This window comes from uncultured Chryseobacterium sp., from assembly GCF_913776365.1.
Lineage (GTDB): Bacteria > Bacteroidota > Bacteroidia > Flavobacteriales > Weeksellaceae > Chryseobacterium.
Window position 1 is genome coordinate 1 of the sequence record NZ_CAJYMO010000006.1, and the last position, 19,503, is coordinate 19,503.

Here is a 19,503-nt window from a genome sequence, read left to right on the forward strand (position 1 = left end):
GGAAACCCTTGGAAATCGTAAGGAAGCCATCCTTAACTACAGGAAATCGTTAGAGCTAAATCCTGACAATACCAATGCTGCCAATTATTTAAAAGATAAAAAATGAGAGCGTATAAGTAACTTATTAGTTATTATAAAATCTCAAAAAACGATAGAAATTTTATAACTGAAATGATAAGGTTAATATTTTACATTAAATAACAGTAACTACTACTGAAAACCGAGGAATTTTTGCATATAAAATTTAATCTTATGTTTGATTAAGGTGAATAAAAAATTTAATTTTTAAAAAGCTGATCAATATTTATTTCCAACGCTACACAAATTTTCAATAGAGTAGAAAACAAAAAATCTTCCTTACCATTCTCAATGTCACTAATTTTAGAGCGATCCATTTTGCCAGCTAAATCTGCCAATTGTTGCTGCGATAGATTTTTTTCTTTTCGCTTATCTCTCAGATTTTCACCGATGGTTTTATAGATAGTCACAAATCTTTCATCCATATAAAAAAAAATATTGTGGTTTTATTGCCACAATTAAAAGTTGTTGTTATATTTGTATCAGCAACTTAACAACAGTCTCTAAAGACCATTAAAAAGACGCATCCGGATTGGCGTGACGATTTCCGTAAAGGAAATGGTTGCCAAAAAGTTCCTCACTTTTCGGCCGGCAGGGCGTGGTTTTTACGGTGGCTTCAGGAGAGGCTTTCATAAAAAAACAAATGATGAAAAATAAATTTTCAACCCTTCCGCTCATGGGCCCTCCGGAATAGCCGGTTCCCACCGCATCACCGATAAAAGGCTATACCGAAACTGCCCGCAAGTGCAGGAAGGCGGGGGCATAGCCACAATCGAAAACCGCCTAACTCCGAAATTCCTTTAAGCGCAAAGGAAAGCCGAAGTACGCTAAACTCGTCCCTTAAAAGTACTGGCTTTCTGTCAATTTTCCAAATTATTTTCATCCCGAAAGGAATTTAAAAAATGAACAGGGTCTTCCTGTGCATAATTGTTTTGTTATTCTTCATCCGGTAATGGTCTGCCACCAGGCAGGCCGGCTCCGGTATGCCCTGACCACGAAGATTTACATGAAAATAAAATTCCGGTATCCCTCGGAAAAGCCCTTCTCTGAACAATGGCCGTCCACAATTTAAAAAACAGAATCATGAAAAAGAAAAAGACAGACTTTGAAGCCCGGTTCTGGTCCGGCACCCGCAAACATTCCGTAATAGACTTGCTGGAAACCTTTTTCCAGTTTAACAGCCTGGCGGAAGTAAAGGAAATCCTCAGCATGATGATGCAGTGTTCGGTACAGAAGAGTGTCCGGATCACGAAAGATCCCGCCGAAGTTTTCCATTTGTATCTGTCGCTGCGCTCGCTGGTCCGGGCCGCCCGTCTGATCGGGAAGCAGGAAAAAAAAGAGAGTTTTACTATCTCCTCAGATCCCAACTTTCCCAAAACAGTAACGGGCTCCCTTTCTGAGGAAGAATACCGGGATCCGGTGCGGGTGTTTCAGAACGCTTTCAAGACCTGCATCCTGGAAGAATTCGATGAGTTTCTGTCGGCAATGATGTATTTCTCATCAGGAAATTCCCGGTGCGACGAAGAAAAAAAGATCATCATTCCGTATCTACAGCTCTCGAAAATGCTGGATGCCGCATGGCTGACCGTGGAGAGGGCTACAGCCGGAAAGTGACCGTTTAGATGGTACCGTAAAAGTCACAAAAGCTTTTAAACACATGAGAAGCATGAGATTTAAGATGAAAAGGAGATAGCTTTTATTCCTGCTTTCCTCTGATCATGAAATCTGTTGATACTCAATCTGGTAATCCGGTAATCTTTTCCGGACCAGATATTGAGAACCTGAAAATCGATTGTAATAAAAATAAACCTCAGGCCGGAGCAGGGCAACAATTCTGCTCCCTTTCCCGCATTGGAAATTACAACACAAATTAAGGTTTTTATTAAGCCTGTTCTGAAACGCGAGGGCTGTCCATCAACGGTCATCAGGGGATATGCTGTCATCAGGAACGGCTCATTGAAACTCTACATCATGAGAAACGCAATTTGTGTAAAATACTGTAAATAAGGCATAAAAAAAACCAGCTTTTGGTACCACAGGCATTTTTTGGGAAAAAATTATACTTAAAACAGACCCCTGGCGGTCCCTGTTTTGCTGCCTCTAGTATACACCAACAAAAATATTTTATATGTTAGCAATGAATTTCCGCGGATCTTTTCGCGTGCGTGCAGACCGCAATATGCCGGAGCCGCAGATAGAACATCCGGAAGACGCCATCGTGCGGGTTTTAAGATCCTGCATCTGTGGCTCGGATCTGCATCTTTATCATGGCCTTGTTCCCGACACCCGTGTCGGCACCACTTTTGGCCATGAATTTATCGGGGAAGTGGTTGAAATCGGTTCCTCCGTACAAAAACTGAAAGTAGGCGATAAGGTAATGGTACCTTTCAACATTGCCTGCGGAAAATGTGTTTTTTGCAGGCAGGAACTCTACGGCAACTGCCATGAGTCCAATCCAATGGCAACGGCAGTAGGAGGTATTTTCGGATATTCCCATACGGCCGGCGGCTATCAGGGCGGACAGGCAGAATATGCCCGTGTGCCTTATGCAGACGTAGGTCCTACCGTAATTCCCGACTGGATGGATCCCGATGATGCCGTGCTGCTTACCGATGTGGTGCCTACAGGCTACCAGGCGGCAGAGATGGCAGGGATACAAAAAGGCGATACGGTGGTGATCTTTGGTGCAGGGCCTATCGGTATCATGGCGGCGAAATCGGCATGGCTTTTCGGAGCAGGAAGAGTGATTGTAATCGACGAGCTGGAGTACAGGCTTGACTTTGTTGCGAAGTATGCACAATGTGAAGCTTACAATTTTAACAGCATCGGCGATCCGGTAGTCTTTATAAAAACACAGACCGATTCGCTGGGGGCAGACGCCTGTATCGATGCTGTAGGATGCGAGGCAAAAGGAAATCTGACCAATACGGTGCTGGGAACAAAACTGCTATTGCAGGGCGGTTCTACCACAGCGCTTCACTGGGCGATCAATTCTGTGAAGAAAGGCGGGATTGTTTCCGTAGTAGGCGTTTACGGTCCTACGGATGCACTGGTACCGATAGGAAATGTGGTGAATAAAGGAATTACAATCCGTGCCAACCAGGCAGCCGTAAAACGAAACCTGCCCAAGCTTATTGAACATGTAAAAAACGGTGTTCTTGATCCGAAACAGATCATTACCCACCGGGTTCCGCTGGAAGAAGTAGCCGACGCCTATCATATATTTTCGCGCAAGCTGGACGGTTGTATAAAAACAGTACTTATCCCGCCAACCGCTTAGTAAGTTTCTTAACTTAAAAAAATCACGACATGATTACAGACGAAACAAATCCATCCGATTTTAAAAGAAGTGAAAAGGCAGATTACAGCCGGATTAAAGGTTGGGGAATAGATGCCGATCCTGAAAATGATCCTGCTTACCCCATGAGGAAACACACCGGTGAAGAACATGAAGGATATACCTGGGAAAGGCCGCAGCAGCAGCCTGAAAGTGTTGAAATTCTGAAGTCCGTAGAAAGGCCGAACCTGACTGCCGCTTTTGGCACGGCATCACCGCCCGAAGGTGTCAACGGAGCCATCAGGAAATTTGCCTTCCGGTACAGTGAATCCAGCTACGGCAGATGGCTTCCGCTTGTTCTGGCAGACCGCATAGGGGCATTGGAAGGAATTATCGATGATGTAAAACACGGACATTTGCCGAATATCTTTGCCGAACGCGGCTGGGGCGCCGAATGGAAGTACAACAGAAAGAATTTTCTGCTGAAAATCGCAGCAGCAGCAGCAGTGACGGCCGTCGCCGTAAGTATACTATCATCAAAAAAGAAAAGTGATGACTGATATTCAGGGCCGGGATTTTTTCCGGCCTTTTTTATATTGATATCCTTCGCAGCGGGTATCTTCCTTTTGCAGGACAGCAGGCTCAGGAATGCAAGCGGTATAAATAAACCGGTCCCGGAGAAATCCATATTCCCGGTGGCTGAGGCCCGGAACCCATCTTAACCGCGTATCAGAGGTCTTTATCCCCGGTATGGAGCAAGGTTTACCGTTTTATTTCAGGACAAAAGAACAGAACAGAATATTTACCTTAAATTTGTATCTTATTCAATTCTTATCTTACTTTATGAATACCAAACAGGAAAAACTGGACGCATTCGGCCGGTTACTCGATATTATGGATGATCTGCGGGAGAAATGCCCGTGGGACCGGAAGCAGACCCTGGAATCGCTTCGTCACCTTACCTTGGAAGAAACCTACGAACTGTCCGATGCTATTCTGCAGGGCGACCTGAACGAAATAAAGAAAGAACTCGGCGACGTCTTGCTGCATCTGGTATTCTATGCTAAAATCGGTTCTGAAAAAAACAGTTTCGATATCGCCGATGTCATCAATTCCCTGAATGAAAAGCTGATTTTCCGTCATCCGCATATTTACGGCGATACGGAAGTAAAAGATGAAGAAGAAGTGAAGCAGAACTGGGAAAAGCTGAAGCTGAAGGAAGGAAACGCTTCCATTCTCGGCGGGGTGCCGAAAAGCCTGCCAAGCCTGGTAAAAGCCTACCGGATCCAGGATAAGGTGAAAGGCATCGGCTTCGAGTTTGATGATGCGGAAGATGCCTGGAAAAAAGTGGATGAAGAAATACAGGAATTTCATGAAGAAACCGATCCTGATAAAAAGGAACAGGAACTGGGCGATGTCTTCTTTTCCCTGATCAATTATGCAAGGATCTCAGGAATCAATCCGGATTCGGCACTGGAGCGGACCAATCTGAAATTTATCTCAAGATTTCAGAAGATAGAAAACCTGGCAGTGGAAGAGGGCCTGAAACTGGCGGATCTCTCGCTGGAAGAAATGGATGTGCTCTGGGAGAAAGCAAAACAATTGTCCTGAAATGAAAGTGCACCATCCGGTCCGGCACCGGTTTCAGTACCTGCTGGAGTTTAAGCAGACAGAGAGGAAATGGCATTTCCCGTTTCTGGCAGCACTGTGTATCGGCAGCTGCCTGTTTATCGGCTATTTCATGGGTAAGCCCGGATACGGCAGCCTGTCAAGTCTCGGGGCACTGGTCATTCTCTATTTCACCTCAGCCCCCATTACCCAACGCATGGTGCATCTGGTGGTCTGTGCTTTCGGGATCCTGTTCTCGTTTACCCTGAGCTCCTTTTTCAGTTTCAATGTGTATGCGGCAGCCTGTGCTTTGGGAATTATTGCTTTCCTGGCACATTTTCTGGCCTCTTATTTTAAAATGCCGCCACCCGGGAATTTCTTCTTTATTATGGTAGCTGCCATGGCAGGGACATTTCCGTTTGAACCGGAACTTATCCCGGTAAGGATAGGGCTGGTAGCGATGGGAGCTATCCTGTCCTGTTCCCTGGCTTTCCTTTATTCTGTTTTTGTCGAAAAAAGCAAGGTGGTTACCGTGCCCAGAAGAACCTTTAATAAGCGGCGGTACACTAAATTTGTTGAAAGTACCATCATCGGTTTTTTTATGGCGCTTACGCTGGTTACCGGTCACCTGCTTACATTCAACAATACCTACTGGATTTCCATTGCCGCTGCGGCCATTGTCCAGGGCCGGAACTTTGAACATGTGAGACAGCGCAACATGCACCGGATCATCGGAACTTTTATCGGCATCGGGCTGGTGTGGCTCATACTCTTATTTAATCCTGATAAGATAACCATGATTATCATTATCACGGTTTTACAGTTTATCATTGAATTGCTGGTCGTAAGGAATTACGGTCTGACGGTGGTTTTTATCACACCTTTAACCATTCTCCTGGCAGAAACGGCGGCCCAGGTTCATCATCATGTGGGACACCTGATGCAGGCCAGGCTGCTGGATACCATCATCGGGAGCTTAATCGGTCTGGCAGCCGGGTATTTCCTGCATCATCAGCGGATAATCAATAACCTGGAGAAGAATATCCGGTTTTCGTATTTTCAATTTAAAAAATTAAAAAAATAAAAAGATGTTGCGTGTTGTCATTTTATCGGCATTCCTGCTCTGGAGCTGCAGCCCGAAAGCACAGGACTCGCCTGAAACAGATAAACTGAAGGTGGAATTTTCACTGCCTAAAAAGCTGAAGGAAGTTTCCGGAATGGCCATGTCCGGAGATAAGAAAACGATATGGGCCATTGAAGACCAGGGGAATAAGAACACGGTCTATGGTCTTGATTTGCAAGGCAGGCTGAGCGCTGCTGTACCGGTAGAAAATGCGGACAATCATGATTGGGAAGACATCACTTCCGATCCGCTGGGTAATCTGTACATCGGTGATTTCGGGAATAATGGGAACGACCGGCAGAATCTGTCCATTTTAAAAATTGATCTTACCGGCGCTTCCCAGAAATCGACCCGCGTGACACAGACTACAAAATTCCATTATGAAGGGCAGACGGAATTCCCGCCTGCAAAATCAAACTGGCTCTATGACTGCGAAGCTTTTGTAGAGATGGACGGAAGTTTTTATCTCTTTACCAAAAACAGGAGCAAAGGATTCGACGGGACTTTCCTGGTTTTCCGGGTTCCGAACAGGGCGGGTGATTTTGAAGCGAAATTAGTAGGCACCTTACAGCTGCAGGGCGGATACAGTGATGCCGCCATTACTTCTGCCGCCATCAGTCCTGCAAAAGACAGGATTATCCTGCTGAACCACAAAAATATTCAGGTGCTTACCGGATTTTCGGCCGGTGATTTCAGTAAAGTAAGCATACAGCGCCTTTCACTGGATCACAATTCCCAGAAAGAAGCAGTGGTTTTTCTCAATGACCATACGCTTCTGATAGCGGATGAGAAGGATAAAAAAACGGGCGGGAAGGTATACCGTTTTTCTCTGCCAGAAGAAGGGAAATGAACCGGCAGCTTCTAACGTTTGCATTTCTCTGAAGAATATTGGATTAAGATAAAAGATAACAGCATTTATTGCAGCCACCTGCTCCAGAATTTTGCCACTTCATTCCAGTTATCTACATCATAATTGGGTTTAAGATTCTTATCTACAGGAAAGAAATTATGGTCACAGTTAAAATATGATTTGAATATAAAATTATTTTTTCCCCCCTTTATAGTCAGTACATTAAGATAATCGTTAAATATTCCATTCTGGTCTTTAGTTCCATAAGTTACCAAAACTGGAATTTTAAGTCTTAGAAGATCATTGGTGAAATCTTGAGATAGAGAATAGTTATAATATGATGTGTTTTCTTTATCATATGCTGTTTTATCTTTATTTGCAACTGTTTCACGCCAGAAATCAAGGTTCTCAGTGTGCCATATTTCCTCTTCCTTAGGATTTTGTCTTGTTTGATGAATGATACTCATCATTCTTCCTAAAGGATTCCCGCCTGAATAGATAAGGTGAGATATTTTTTTATTGTGAACAGCCATCTCCAAGGCGATGTATGATCCTTCTGAATGTCCTGCTGCTACAGTCTTTTCCGGATCTGCCCATGGTTGTTTATAGAGCTCTTTTAAGACAAAATTATTCCTTTTGTAATAATAATCAAGATTATTATTGAGAATATATTCCTTTGGTGGAAGGCCTTCCTTAGGATAGGTATAATCTTCTTTTAAATTTTTAATATTTTCTTCCAACGGTATTCCGGGTTTACTGACCATTACAATATGATATTTTTCAAGTAATATATTACTGTCAAAGGGTAAAAGGGGATAAGAAGCATCGTCTGCAATGATTTTTAGTGGCCGGGCCATGCTTCCCTGGCAAAAGAAAAGTAGGGGTTTCTTCTTTTCCTGGTCACCCTGCTTAGACAATATTATACAGTTGGCAACGGTATTTTTGTAATTAATCTTTAATTTTTTTACGTTTTCCTGCTGGCCACCGGAAAAGATTAGAAAAAACAGAAAAATAAAATGAAGTATTTTTTTCATATGGATTTATAATATTCAAAATTACCCAAAAAAGTAATGGTTATATCCAAATATGTGTTTCTGAAAGTTGATCCGTCGTGAATAAAATTGTCTGTAGGAGCTATATAATATTCATATGGCGCCTGTCTGATTTTAAGGACAGGATAATCGGGAAAATACTTAAAAAAATAGTCACCAATATTTTCAACATTTAATAAATCAGCATCCATATACATACTTAGCATTTCTTTGATATTTCGCAAACTTAAGTTGATAATATACAGATATCTATTTTCATTACCAATATTGATACAGATTCTGTTTCTTGACTGACTGGCAGTTTCAATTTCAAAACCTGTACTATGGTCGATATGCATTCCTAAATACTCAAATTCATCCATATTCAGATTGATACTGGTTGTATATCTGCCGCTTGGTATTACCGATAGTCTGTGAAATTCCAGTTTGTTATCATCAGTACTCAATTTTGTAATGAAACTGTTTAATTTTTCATTAAATTCGTTTAATAAATCCTCTTTCTCTTTCATTCTTTCAAAAACAATATTTCTGTCTTTGAGCTTATGAATATTAAATTTTTCAATATCACTGATGATATCGTCAGGAAGTTTTCCTATATATATATAATCAGAATATTCATAATGCTGGGAAAAGACAAGCGGAAGTTCCTGTTCTGTAAGATTTCGCCATTCATCTTTTGGGATAAATGCATCCTTTTTGAACGGAAAGTCAAGTTTTTTAAAATTCATAGCGGAGTAGTGAACTGATCCCTTATTTATTTGAATGCTTGACTCTTCAAAATCCTGAGTTGGAATTACACAAATTCCTTTAGTTAATTTCATAATATAAATCTTTTTGAATATATTTTATAACATTTTTTAAAACACTGCAATATATCGATGGATTGTTGAATGTACTGCAATCATCTTTATACCGGTGTACTAGAAATCCTCCTCCACAAATATTTTTCACATCGCATGAGTGGCACAATGTAGGTAACTGTTGAGTGTGTGAATAATAATAGGTTGTAAAAAGTTGATGATTATGAATATCTTCAATTTCGTTGTTTAACACATTAAGATTTCCACGTGTTGCACCACTGAAAGATGTTCTCAGTGCATCAATAACTTCAATATCACCATTAGTTTCAATAACAGCAACTCCATTCTCACAGTTTCCAATAAGATGATTTCCGAAGTTTCTTGCTCCTGCAATTAACTTTATTATCAATTCGAAGAAAGGAATAGATAATCTTTCAGCATCATTCTTCCATGCTTCATAAAGTTCTATCAGCCAATTTTTAGATTTCGTCATATGATCTTCGACAGGCATGTAGAAATCAGGAATATTTGAAAAATTAATATTAGGTAGAAGAATATTCAATTGATACTTATTAATTCCTTTCATATGAGAATAGAAATACACTGGATCAATATGTGTATTCACAACGGATATAATTCCTTTTACGACTTCATGGGAATCTATTTCTATTAAATTGGATATTATCTCATCATATGAGCCTTTACCATTGTGTTTGACGCGGTAAGTATCATTGACTTTTTTATCGCCGTCCAAACTTATGCCTACGTTGACATTATATTTTTTTAGTATTTCTCCCCACTCATTATTTAGCAACACCCCGTTTGTCTGAATAATGAAGGTTATATTTAAATGCTTATTATGATTGAGTATGGTTTCAACATAAAATATAAAAGTACTCTTTGCAATCAGTAAAGGCTCTCCTCCATGAAATGCTATAAAAACATTTTCAATTTTATGTTTTTTTGAATAGTTCTTAAGTTTTTCCGAAAATGCGATAATGTTCTCATCAGACAAAAATTTTGGCTGATTTTTATACGTATTATCACCCATATTGTACATATGACAATATGAACAATTTAAATTACAATGACTTGCAATCTTCAAAATAAAAGTTTCAATCTTCATATATTAAAAAAGTTGCCTAAAGGCAACTTCAGATTTATTATACTTGCAGTACTTATTATTTTGGTTTAATTACTACAGGCGGATCTTTTTTTACATAAATTGAATCAGCATATGCTGATCCGGCTGTATTGCATCTTACGTCTTCTAAAGAATCATCAAATCCCTGTTGACCTCCCATCACAAAAGATAGAAGATCTTTTTTTACTGCTTTTTTCTCTAGATCAGTACTCATTGTTTTTTCGTTTTTCATAAATAAGTTATTTAAATTGTTTATGTACCACAATTGGTGATTCAAATCTATGCAAACATATTGATATTAAAAATTAAAAAGTAAAGCTTTCAATAGGCTATTTTTTCTTAAAATTCTTACATTTGAAATATGAAATAAGTCCCCCCATGAAGAAAATAAAACTAATAATTATGCGTAAATCAAAGAAAATCACACAACTAGATATGGCTACTTATCTGAAAATCAGTCAAACACAATATTACAAAAGAGAATCAGGCGTTGTAAAAATAAGCGAACAAGAATGGCAAAAGATTGCAACACTATTGGATGTAAGTGTAGATGATATTTTTGAAGAACAAGATAATGAGTTCAATGAATTATCTCTTAAACAGGAATTAGAATACTTAAAAGTAAAAATAAAAAATATAGAACAAAAATTAAATAACTAAAAAAATCCGCAGACCTCTCAGGGCCTGCGGATTTGCTTATATAATCAAAAATTCTAAGGATACATTTCTGTAGAAGGAGAGGGAGCCATTAAAAGGTCAGTCCTACGCCGCCGGAGATCCTGCCGCCATCTTCGCCGGTGAAATAGTCCAGCCTGGCAGAAAACATTTCCAGAATATTCATCCAGAAGCCGGCACCCACGCCCTGGTGCCATTTGTCGGAGGTTTCACGGTCCATCCATACCCTTCCGATGTCATAGCCTACCAGTATGCCCATGTTCACCGGGACAATCCTGTTTCTGATTCGTCCGAAGTCCCATCTTACTTCCGAGTTATTGACGAAATAGGATTTTCCTGCAAACCGCTCGTTCCTGTATGCCCGCATCGCGTTATTTCCGCCGATGGCGGCAGCCTGGTAAAACTCGAAATTGTTATTATTGATGATCATAGCATTGGAAGAATTGGCAAATACAAATCTTCCGCGCTTATCAATCCTGTGGAAAACATTCAGGGTTCCCTGGAAAGTAGCGAAATTCCTGTCAAATTCTTTTATATTGGCTTTCCAGCCTGCATTCAGCATCAGTTCCAGCCCTAATGTAGGAAATGCCTGGTTATCCAGGTTTTTAAAGCTGAAGGTATAATTGGCTCCTGCAAACTGCTGCCCGTCGTAAACCGCCGGGTTTACATCCGGGGAAACGGCCACGAAACGGTCATCGGTCCTCTGCACTTTGGCATGTTCGAAATTCAGCTGGAACTGATGTTTCAGGTTCAGCCAGCTGGTAGTGGATACGGAAGGAGCAAATTTAAATTGTGAAATCCTCACGCGGTTGTAATTCCTGTCTACCGCATCCTTGTCATATTCCGTCTCATTACCCAGCCCGAAGAACGTGCGGGCGAAATACGGAGTCGTGTACAATGCATCGATTCCTGCATCCCAGCTTCCGATGGCCTTTTTAAAGATGCCTTTATAGCCTACGTTAAATCCGCCGGTTGCCGTATAGACATTGGCTCTCAGCGTATGTTTCTGGGTGTAAGGATCACGGATGAAATTATTGACCGTATAGTTGGCCACAACGCCAAGGATTACTCCATCGTCCGGATTGAAGTTGGCATTCGGAAGTCCTGCAAAGAAACTGTATTTCGGATGCTTCCAGTTGTAGGTATTTACGTCATAATCGTCTTTTATGCGTTTGGAAGCCGATGGGGCATGGTATGTATTGTCCTGCGATTTAAAATCATAGATTTTCACTTTGCTGCCATTGGCTACATTATACGTATCATGATGATAACCGCCGATGAGGCGGATGTTGGTTTTAGGTCGTCCGTCTCCGGAAACTTCATAGATATCGTCATCCTCCAGGCCATAAATCCAGAGTTCTTTGGTTTTACGGTCATCATATGTTTTTTCAAACACCAATTCTTCCGGATGGTCTTTGCTGAGGCTGTACTGTTTTACCGTAACAGAATTTCCATCTTTTACAATGACAAACTTATCAGGTTTTACGGTACCTGCCAGCTGTACTTTCTCCTGCAGTACGTCATAGTATTTTACAGCTGCTTTTTCAATGCTGCCTTTGCGGAGTTTCAGTTTATGCTGGATATCGGTAATGGTGCTGTCCTGCACTTCCTGAGGGAGGTTCTTAAAAGCATCATCGATGTCTGCATCCGTCAGGTGCTGCTGGATATACTGTGCCTGGGCCACCCAGTCTTTTTCTTCCGTATCTTTGAGAAGGATCATATCCAGCGGATACGGCTCCATATTCATCCAGCGCACATTTTTGATTTCGTCCCTGAACGATTTCATGTGACGGATCGCCGGTACATTCATGATGACCTTAAAGGCTGCCCCATCATAATTGCTGAAAGCCTGGTCGTGGTCGCGCGGGATCGGGCGGTAGAAAACTTTTCCGTCTTTTTTATATTCGGCCCATTTCCACTGGTCTTCATGACGGTCCCAGTCACCGATCAGCATATCAAAAAGCCTGGCCCGCAGGTATTCCTCCCGGTCGATGGCATATTTGCTGTCTTTTCTCAGGTTCTTCAGCACATCCTGGGTAGAAACTACATCAGAAGCGTTATCCAGGTACTGTAAAGTCTTCGGATCAGAGGAGAAGCGTTCCTCGATCATATACATTTCATTGCCATATTCCCTGTTATACTCACCCAGGCTTTTCTGCTTTGGTACGTAATACAGTTCAGGATTGCTGTGGAAAAGATCTATCTTTCCCGCCATGTTATTCACGGAAAATACGGTGAACGGATGGCTGGTGGTATAGAAATCGAGCAGGAAGCGATCCGGGAACGTATTGGTAAGCTCATTTCCGAAAGTGCTTTTCTTGAATGCCATGGCATTGAGGAAACGGACGGCATTTTTTTTCACACCTCTCATCACGAATTCCTGGCCGTCTTTGTCTTTCAGGCGCAGGCTGTTCGACTGATGGCCGCCGCCTTCCCGGAATGGGGTATAGCCACCGTTCAGTTCAGAGATATTCGCTGTTGGGGCAGTGATCGGGAGCGCATAATATTTACGGTAATGATTTCCCCACAGCCAGCGGTATATTTTTCCGCGGCTGGTCATTTTTTCGGTGTAAATCGATGAGGTATAGGTAGGAGGAATATTTGAAGGATAGGTATTGTCGAAAGGCTCCGGTTTGGGGATCACCGAAATCCGGGTCAGTTTTTCTGCTTCTTCATTCCTGGTGGAAAAATATTCTACATCCGAGCTCTGGTCTTTTCTCATGTTCAGTACGGCAAACCCGTTTCCGCCGAAAGAAAAGTCCGTTTTACTGACAATGGTGGCGGGATCGGTTTTGGAGCCGGCACCGCTGATGATCTGACGGATGTTATTGCTTTGGTGGTATTGTAAATTATGGTCGTGCCCGGAAACCAGGATCACATTCTTTTTGTCCTGGATAATGCTTTTGATCCTGTTGGCAAATTCGGTGTAATGTACGTTGCTCAGGTCCTCCATGCTGGCCCCGGAAGAGCTTCTCAGGGTATTGGCTACCGTTGCCAGCCCCGGAACAGGAAGTTTACCGTGAAATGCGGAGAGATGGGATTTGGCGGAATTAAATCCGGCATGAACCCCGGAGCTGATCACAGGATGGTGCAGGGCTACAATCACCCGCTTATCCTGGTTTTTCACTATCAGGTCCCTGAATTCGGCATAAAAATCCTCCCTTGTTTTGATATCGCAGCCTTCGTTGATTCCAGGGTACTTATCCCAGTTGATCAGTGCCCATTCAGAGTCCAGCACGATCAGTTTGATGTCTTTGCTGATGTTGATGTCTTCAATAGGGCATGAATTTTTAGGCAGGAACCCTTTCTTGTCATCCAGGTAATCCTTTACGAATTTTTCCTGGGCTTTCAGGCCTTCCAGACCATGGTACCAGTCATGGTTCCCCGGAATCACCAGTGTTTTACCCTTGAAATTTTTAGTAATCGCCAGCTGGTCTTCCAGTTTTTCTTTCGCCAGGGCATATCCTTTATCGGAAGGAGCCGGCATCCCCAGTGGGTAGATGTTGTCTCCGAGAAAAATCAGCATGGAATTTTTGTCAGCCGTTTCCAGTTGTTTTCTTAAAAGCTTCAGGGTATTCTGACCTTCTTTTTTGTCTGCATTACCGGCATCTCCTACCAGAAAGAACGTAAAATCATTTTCCCCGGTACCATCGGAATTTTTAATCTCCGATAAGTTTTTACCTTTTTTTACGTTATAGGTAGCGCAGGAATATAAAACTCCTGCCGACAATACGACACTGAACACAACGGACGTATTTTTTAGATGCGTTTTCAAGGATAAATTCATAAATTTACAATAACAAAATTCCGGCCATGAGCATTTTACAAAAAGCCAAAGATTACGTTGAACTCTTGTTCAAAGATAAACTATCTTCCGTATACTTCTACCATAATTTCATCCACACGACCTACACGGTAAACAAAGCGGAGGAAATCCTGAAAAATACGGCAGTTTCCGGCGATGATCAGGAGAAAGTGCTGCTTGCCATGTGGTTCCATGACACAGGGTATGTTGAATGTGCGCTGAACCACGAAGAAAAGGGAGTGGAAGTGATGCGGGATTTCCTGGAAAAGGAACACTATCCCGCAGAGAAGATTCAGGAAATTGCCGGACTGATCCTGGCCACGAAAATTACATACCAGCCCGTAAACCTGCTCGAGCAGGTTGTAAAAGATGCGGACTGCAGCCATTTTGCCAGCTACGATTATAACGATATCTCCGACGCACTGCGAAAAGAATGGGAACTTACCAATGTACGGTGCTTCTCCAATGATGAATGGAATGCCGGAAATCTGGAGATGCTGAAGCACAAGCACCGGTTCTATACGGATTATGCCAAACAGAACTGGCAGCCGCTGAAGGACAAGAACATCCGCAAAATCGAAAAGAAACTGGAAAAGGAGACCGAAGATAAAAAACAAACCTCCGGAAAGAAAAAGGAAAAGGAAGACAAGGAACAGAAATCCGACCGTAGCGTAGATACCCTGTTCCGGATTACCCTGGGGAACCATACCCGGCTAAGTGATATTGCCGACAGCAAAGCCAACATCCTGCTTTCGGTAAATGCCATCATCATTTCCGTATGCCTTTCGGTACTGGTGCCGAAACTGGACACCCCGAAAAATTCCCATCTGATCATCCCAAGCTTTATTTTGCTGATCTCCAGTGTGCTGACCATCATATTCGCCATCCTTTCCACAAAACCCAATGTGACCAAAACCCGTTTTACGGCAAAGGATGTCGCCGACCGGAAAGTAAACCTCCTGTTTTTCGGGAACTTCAACCGCATGCTTTTCAACGATTACCATGACGCGATGAAAGACCTGATCCAGGACCGCAACTATATCTATGATTCCATGGTAAAGGACCTGTATTACCTTGGCAAAGTACTCGACAGGAAGTATAAGCTGCTATCCACAACCTATACCATTTTTATGGCCGGGATCGTCATTTCCGTGCTCTCGTTTGCCTATGCCTTCCTTACGCTGTAAACTCCTGAAATGATTGTAAGACCGCGTACCCACTGGCTGAGAATGCTCTTTGTATGGAGAGGCTCCGTACTGAGGAAAATTATGGTTCAGCTTACGGTGATCGGCCTGTTCTCTCTTGCGGTTTATTTCTGTAAGGGAAGAGTCTTCGATTATAAAGTTCATCTCAATCCGGCCATCTTTACGCTGATCGGGCTGGCCCTTGCCATTTTTATGGGATTCTGCAATTCGGCAAGCTATGACCGCTATTGGGAAGGAAGAAAGCTCTGGGGCTCACTGCTCAATGAGAGCAGAACACTCACCCGGCAGATCCTGTCGCTGGTCAATAATAATGCCCCGGATGCTTTGGCAGACAAGCAAAGAATCATAAAATCCATTTCCGCTTTCTGCTGGTCCCTGAATGATTACCTGCGGGATAAGCCGGCTACCGGACGCCTCGGCTCCCTCCTTTCTCCTGAGCAGCTGCAGGCCCTGGAAGGAAAGACCTATGTTCCCAATATCATTCTCGATGGAATAGCCGGCTGGCTGAGCGAATAGTATAAAAAAGAATACATCGACAGCATCGTCCTGATTTCCCTGGAAAACCAGCTGAACCGGTTCTCGGTTATTCTAGGAGGCTGCGAAAGGATCCGTAATACGCCTCTGCCCCTGGCCTACAGTATCCTTCTTCACCGTACCGTTTACCTGTACTGCTTCTGGCTGCCTTTCGGGCTGGTAGACAGCGTAGGCTGGATGATGCCGCCGATTGTCGTGCTCATCAGCTATACCTTCATCGCGCTTGATGCTATCATCCGGGAAATCGGGGAACCGTTCGGAGAAGAGGAAAATGATCTGGCCCTGAACAGCATCTGCCGTACGATAGAGTATTCCATCTTCGAGCAGGCAGGTATTCTCCAGACGGAACCCGAGGCTACGGATTCATATGTCGTTGACTGATGAGTGATGAGCGATGAGTGATGAGTGATGAGTAATGAGTAATGGGTAATGGGTAATGAGTAATGAATAATGAGTGATGAGTGATGAGTGATGGGGTATGAGTGATGGGTGATTTTCGGAGGGAGGGTGCTGAAAAACACATGAGGTTCATAGCCCCGATAGCAGCGGCATCCTTTTTCCGAATGGGACCGGGCGGCGGGAGAAAAAGATACAGCGGATAGCGGGAATCAGCTCCTTAAGAAGATCCCAATGTAGAAGCAGAAGCCTTGTTTTTATAAGAACCGATCCGGCACAAATGCTGGCCAATCATTGGCTAAATTTTATCCTCGGACGATTTCCGGAATCAGATGCCTTATATGAGCAGTGTGCTGTGACTGCGTTCTCAATCTGCCTTCAGACAATCTCAGTCATTGCCGGCCGAAGTGGCATGCGGGCTGAATCTCTTTTCTTTTACCGGGATCAGGGTTGTATCCAACCTGTATAATTCCTGTCATCAGCAGAAGATTATATTTCATATGCATATCAACCGTTGTACGGATCTTGAGCCGGAAGATTGTTTTTCCGCTGTTTCAGACAAAAGACACCCTGAGGGCCAGAAGTCCGGTAATGCCCTGCAGATCTTCCACTTTCAGGAACTCCACATCGTTTTTAAGAACCTCTTTTTTCTGAAGCTTACCGATATATTCCAGGTATTCCCGCTGGTTTTCCATTCCGAAATAGACGATGGTAATTTTCCCGGGACAGGTGATCCGGTCCGAAGATCCCTTGACATGCGCTTTATCCAGGCGTTTTTTGATGATTTCATAATAGGAATTATAAGCGCCGTCCACATCAAACCTTTTCTCATCCATCCGGAAACGGATATCGATTTTTTCATTGTATACAAAAATTAGGGAGGCTATATCCAGCGGAACCGGCAGGTCCTTTTTAAAGCTGCGGAATTCCCGTTCCATCCGGCAGATGGTTTTCAGCTGCCAGTACCTGAGCCGGCGGACAGTCTTTGAGTGGTAGGGAAGTTCCGGTGCAATATTCTGGCCGGTATAAAGGGTATGTTCCACCCCGTCCGACTTAAACCGCTCATAATAATGCGGAAAAATCTGTTGCGCATCATTCTGGCTTTCATCCAGTACGTCGGCGAGCTTCCTGTTGACCAATGTTATGGAATCGTCCAGATTTTTCCGGCTGGCGTAGAAAAGATCGCTCTGGCTGAAAACCTGGGCAAAGTATTCCTTGATTTTTGCCTTTACTTCACTGGAGGATTTGATCTCGAGCTTGGCCTGCAGATAAGGATGCACTTCGTCTCTCAGCAGTCGCTGGAAGCGCTGTTCGCTGTCTGCCTTGATCTCGTGGTTCAGTTCATTTTCAAAGATTTCCAGGGCCAGGATGTATTTTTCAGGCTCTGCATTCATCAGGGCAAAAATGCCCTGAAGGCACCCGATCTGCCGGTTGAGGTCTTCCAGCATCAGCCGGAACCGTTTTTCCGAGGAAGAACGGATATCCGAAATCCCGAACAGCGGCGTAAGGTTTTTAAACGAAATCTGCCGTAAGGTGTATATTTTCCTGGCCAGGGAAGCATTGAAATATTTCTCCGCTTCATTCCTGAATTTCCATACCACGCTGTCATGGATGGTTGTATATTCCCTCTGTATAATGGCTTCGATCTGGTAATTTTTCTCAAAGCTGAAACGGTTCAGCGAAAACAGGATCATGTCTGTAAAGAAATCTATTTTTTTAAGTTTCAGTCCATTGAAGCTGCTCTTTATGGGAGAGGTAAATTCCATGATGGCCAGCAGCTCGCCGTCTTTCACCAGCGGAATGACCATAAAGCTGTTGATGTTATTCTCTTTCAGGATCTTAAAAGAAGGCAGTGTGCGGATTTCATGGTCCAGGTTTTCCACATTGGAAATCACAACCGGCCTTGGATTGTAGTTGATATTGCTGATGGTGGTTTTGCGGGTTTCCTCATCAAAGGTATTGATCCAGAAATCCAGGATGTGATGGGTGAAAAGGCTTTCGTAGATGGGAAGCTTTTCCAGCCGCTGGTCTTTTTTATTGAAGAGCATCAGTCCGAAATTCAGTTCGGCAACATCAAAATACGATTTGAAGATCTCCATCAGGTTGTTGTCCGGGGAGAAGTTTCCCGGATCGATACTGATCATGCTTGATTTGAGATCCGACAGGGCGACCTCCGAAGTGCAGTCAACCAGTGAAATAATGGTAAATCCTTTCAGTATCCAGGATTCCGAGGGAAAATACTTTTTCCAGAGCCCAGGATCGTCCAGGTTTTCCAACAGCATATCCACGATTTCATCAGAAGGAACCACAGTGCCCGGGGCGGGATAAACTTCCGTAAAATCGGCATTTACCGTAATCTTATAATGCTTCATGATACCCTGGCGGTTCGGGATGTCATAATAAAAGGGCAGGGTGGTCTTGATATCCCTTTTAAAACAGCTCTGCAGGATCAGGCAGCAGCAGAAAACATAAAATTCGTCATCATCAATGTTCCGGAGTTCAATCTCGAAGTCTTTTCCCGCCTCTTTAAGGATCGCGGTAAACCGTTCGGTATAATTGAAGGTAATATTGGAAAGCGGGATGCTGGCCGCCTTGATTTCATTATTCGTAAGACCGGTAGGAAAAAGATCTGCCAGCAGGAGCCTGATCAGGTCCTGATGTTTTTCCAGGAGCAAAGGGTCCTGAAATCCGTCTTTCAGTTCCTTGAAGTTCTTTGTTTTATCGAGTAAAGATTCCGCATAGTTCGCGCGGTATTCCAGACGGTCGTTGTATCGGATATGTTCCAGGATATCCAGGTATTTTTTAAACGAAATGTAAACCTGAAATGGAGCGTCTTTCTTATAAAGATTTGCCAAAGCCGGAAATTTGAGGTAAAGGTATAAAAAAACCACAACTTTGCGGTTGTGGTTTCTGTATTATTTGATTGGATTTTACAATCCGAACTGTCTTGCAAACA

15 protein-coding genes and 1 pseudogene are annotated in these 19,503 nt (G+C 43.0%); 9 read left to right on the forward strand and 7 right to left on the reverse strand.

Going from position 1 to position 19,503, the window contains the following annotated elements:
* Window positions 1–278: 278 nt before the first annotated feature.
* Entirely contained in the window at window positions 279–503 is a 225-nt protein-coding gene (locus tag QZ735_RS00360; protein WP_294243148.1) for a helix-turn-helix transcriptional regulator, read from the reverse strand.
* Window positions 504–1,161: 658 nt separating this feature from the next.
* Here QZ735_RS00360 and QZ735_RS00365 point away from each other — a divergent pair.
* The 6 genes from QZ735_RS00365 to QZ735_RS00390 all read left to right on the forward strand — a co-directional run bounded on the left by QZ735_RS00365 (window position 1,162) and on the right by QZ735_RS00390 (window position 6,936).
* Window positions 1,162–1,692 (forward strand): hypothetical protein, encoded by a 531-nt coding sequence (locus QZ735_RS00365; RefSeq protein ID WP_294243149.1) that lies wholly within the window; start codon window positions 1,162–1,164, stop codon window positions 1,690–1,692.
* 514 nt (window positions 1,693–2,206) lie between these two features.
* The gene (locus QZ735_RS00370; RefSeq protein ID WP_294243150.1) at window positions 2,207–3,358 is read left to right on the forward strand and encodes a zinc-dependent alcohol dehydrogenase; all 1,152 of its coding nucleotides are present in this window, start codon (window positions 2,207–2,209) and stop codon (window positions 3,356–3,358) included.
* A 29-nt stretch (window positions 3,359–3,387) separates the two neighbouring features.
* Complete coding sequence (locus tag QZ735_RS00375; RefSeq protein ID WP_294243151.1) at window positions 3,388–3,915, forward strand: hypothetical protein; 528 nt, start codon at window positions 3,388–3,390, stop codon at window positions 3,913–3,915.
* A 283-nt stretch (window positions 3,916–4,198) separates the two neighbouring features.
* Complete coding sequence (mazG, locus tag QZ735_RS00380; protein WP_294243152.1) at window positions 4,199–4,966, forward strand: nucleoside triphosphate pyrophosphohydrolase; 768 nt, start codon at window positions 4,199–4,201, stop codon at window positions 4,964–4,966.
* Between the two features lies 1 nt (window position 4,967).
* Window positions 4,968–6,047, forward strand: a complete 1,080-nt coding sequence (locus QZ735_RS00385; RefSeq protein ID WP_294243153.1) for an FUSC family protein — start codon at window positions 4,968–4,970, stop codon at window positions 6,045–6,047.
* A gap of 4 nt (window positions 6,048–6,051) precedes the next feature.
* The gene (locus QZ735_RS00390; RefSeq protein ID WP_294243155.1) at window positions 6,052–6,936 is read left to right on the forward strand and encodes a hypothetical protein; all 885 of its coding nucleotides are present in this window, start codon (window positions 6,052–6,054) and stop codon (window positions 6,934–6,936) included.
* Between the two features lie 65 nt (window positions 6,937–7,001).
* Here QZ735_RS00390 and QZ735_RS00395 read toward each other — a convergent pair whose 3' ends face one another.
* The 4 genes from QZ735_RS00395 to QZ735_RS00410 are packed head-to-tail and all read right to left on the reverse strand — an operon-like array spanning window position 7,002 to window position 10,164.
* On the reverse strand, window positions 7,002–7,970 hold the full coding sequence (locus QZ735_RS00395) for a prolyl oligopeptidase family serine peptidase (RefSeq protein WP_294243157.1): 969 nt from the start codon (window positions 7,968–7,970) through the stop codon (window positions 7,002–7,004).
* Entirely contained in the window at window positions 7,967–8,809 is an 843-nt protein-coding gene (locus QZ735_RS00400; protein WP_294243158.1) for a hypothetical protein, read from the reverse strand. Before QZ735_RS00400 ends, QZ735_RS00395 begins: the two co-directional genes overlap by 4 nt.
* Window positions 8,796–9,914 carry a radical SAM protein gene (locus tag QZ735_RS00405; RefSeq protein WP_294243160.1) on the reverse strand — a complete coding sequence of 373 codons (1,119 nt, stop codon included), beginning with the start codon at window positions 9,912–9,914 and terminating at the stop codon, window positions 8,796–8,798. Before QZ735_RS00405 ends, QZ735_RS00400 begins: the two co-directional genes overlap by 14 nt.
* Before the next feature lie 55 nt (window positions 9,915–9,969).
* Entirely contained in the window at window positions 9,970–10,164 is a 195-nt protein-coding gene (locus tag QZ735_RS00410; protein WP_294243161.1) for a hypothetical protein, read from the reverse strand.
* Window positions 10,165–10,310: 146 nt separating this feature from the next.
* On the opposite strand from QZ735_RS00410, the gene QZ735_RS00415 reads away from it, so the two are divergent.
* On the forward strand, window positions 10,311–10,592 hold the full coding sequence (locus tag QZ735_RS00415) for a helix-turn-helix transcriptional regulator (RefSeq protein ID WP_294243163.1): 282 nt from the start codon (window positions 10,311–10,313) through the stop codon (window positions 10,590–10,592).
* 88 nt (window positions 10,593–10,680) lie between these two features.
* Here the strand turns inward: QZ735_RS00415 and QZ735_RS00420 are convergent, their stop codons facing one another.
* Complete coding sequence (locus QZ735_RS00420) at window positions 10,681–14,382, reverse strand: BamA/TamA family outer membrane protein (protein ID WP_294243166.1); 3,702 nt, start codon at window positions 14,380–14,382, stop codon at window positions 10,681–10,683.
* A 38-nt stretch (window positions 14,383–14,420) separates the two neighbouring features.
* On the opposite strand from QZ735_RS00420, the gene QZ735_RS00425 reads away from it, so the two are divergent.
* Together QZ735_RS00425 and QZ735_RS00430 are read left to right on the forward strand one after the other, a co-directional pair.
* Complete coding sequence (locus QZ735_RS00425; RefSeq protein ID WP_294243168.1) at window positions 14,421–15,599, forward strand: Pycsar system effector family protein; 1,179 nt, start codon at window positions 14,421–14,423, stop codon at window positions 15,597–15,599.
* A 9-nt stretch (window positions 15,600–15,608) separates the two neighbouring features.
* Window positions 15,609–16,532: pseudogene (locus QZ735_RS00430) on the forward strand (bestrophin family protein).
* A 569-nt stretch (window positions 16,533–17,101) separates the two neighbouring features.
* Here QZ735_RS00430 and QZ735_RS00435 read toward each other — a convergent pair.
* On the reverse strand, window positions 17,102–19,402 hold the full coding sequence (locus tag QZ735_RS00435) for a GAF domain-containing protein (RefSeq protein ID WP_294243169.1): 2,301 nt from the start codon (window positions 19,400–19,402) through the stop codon (window positions 17,102–17,104).
* Window positions 19,403–19,503: the final 101 nt, after the last annotated feature.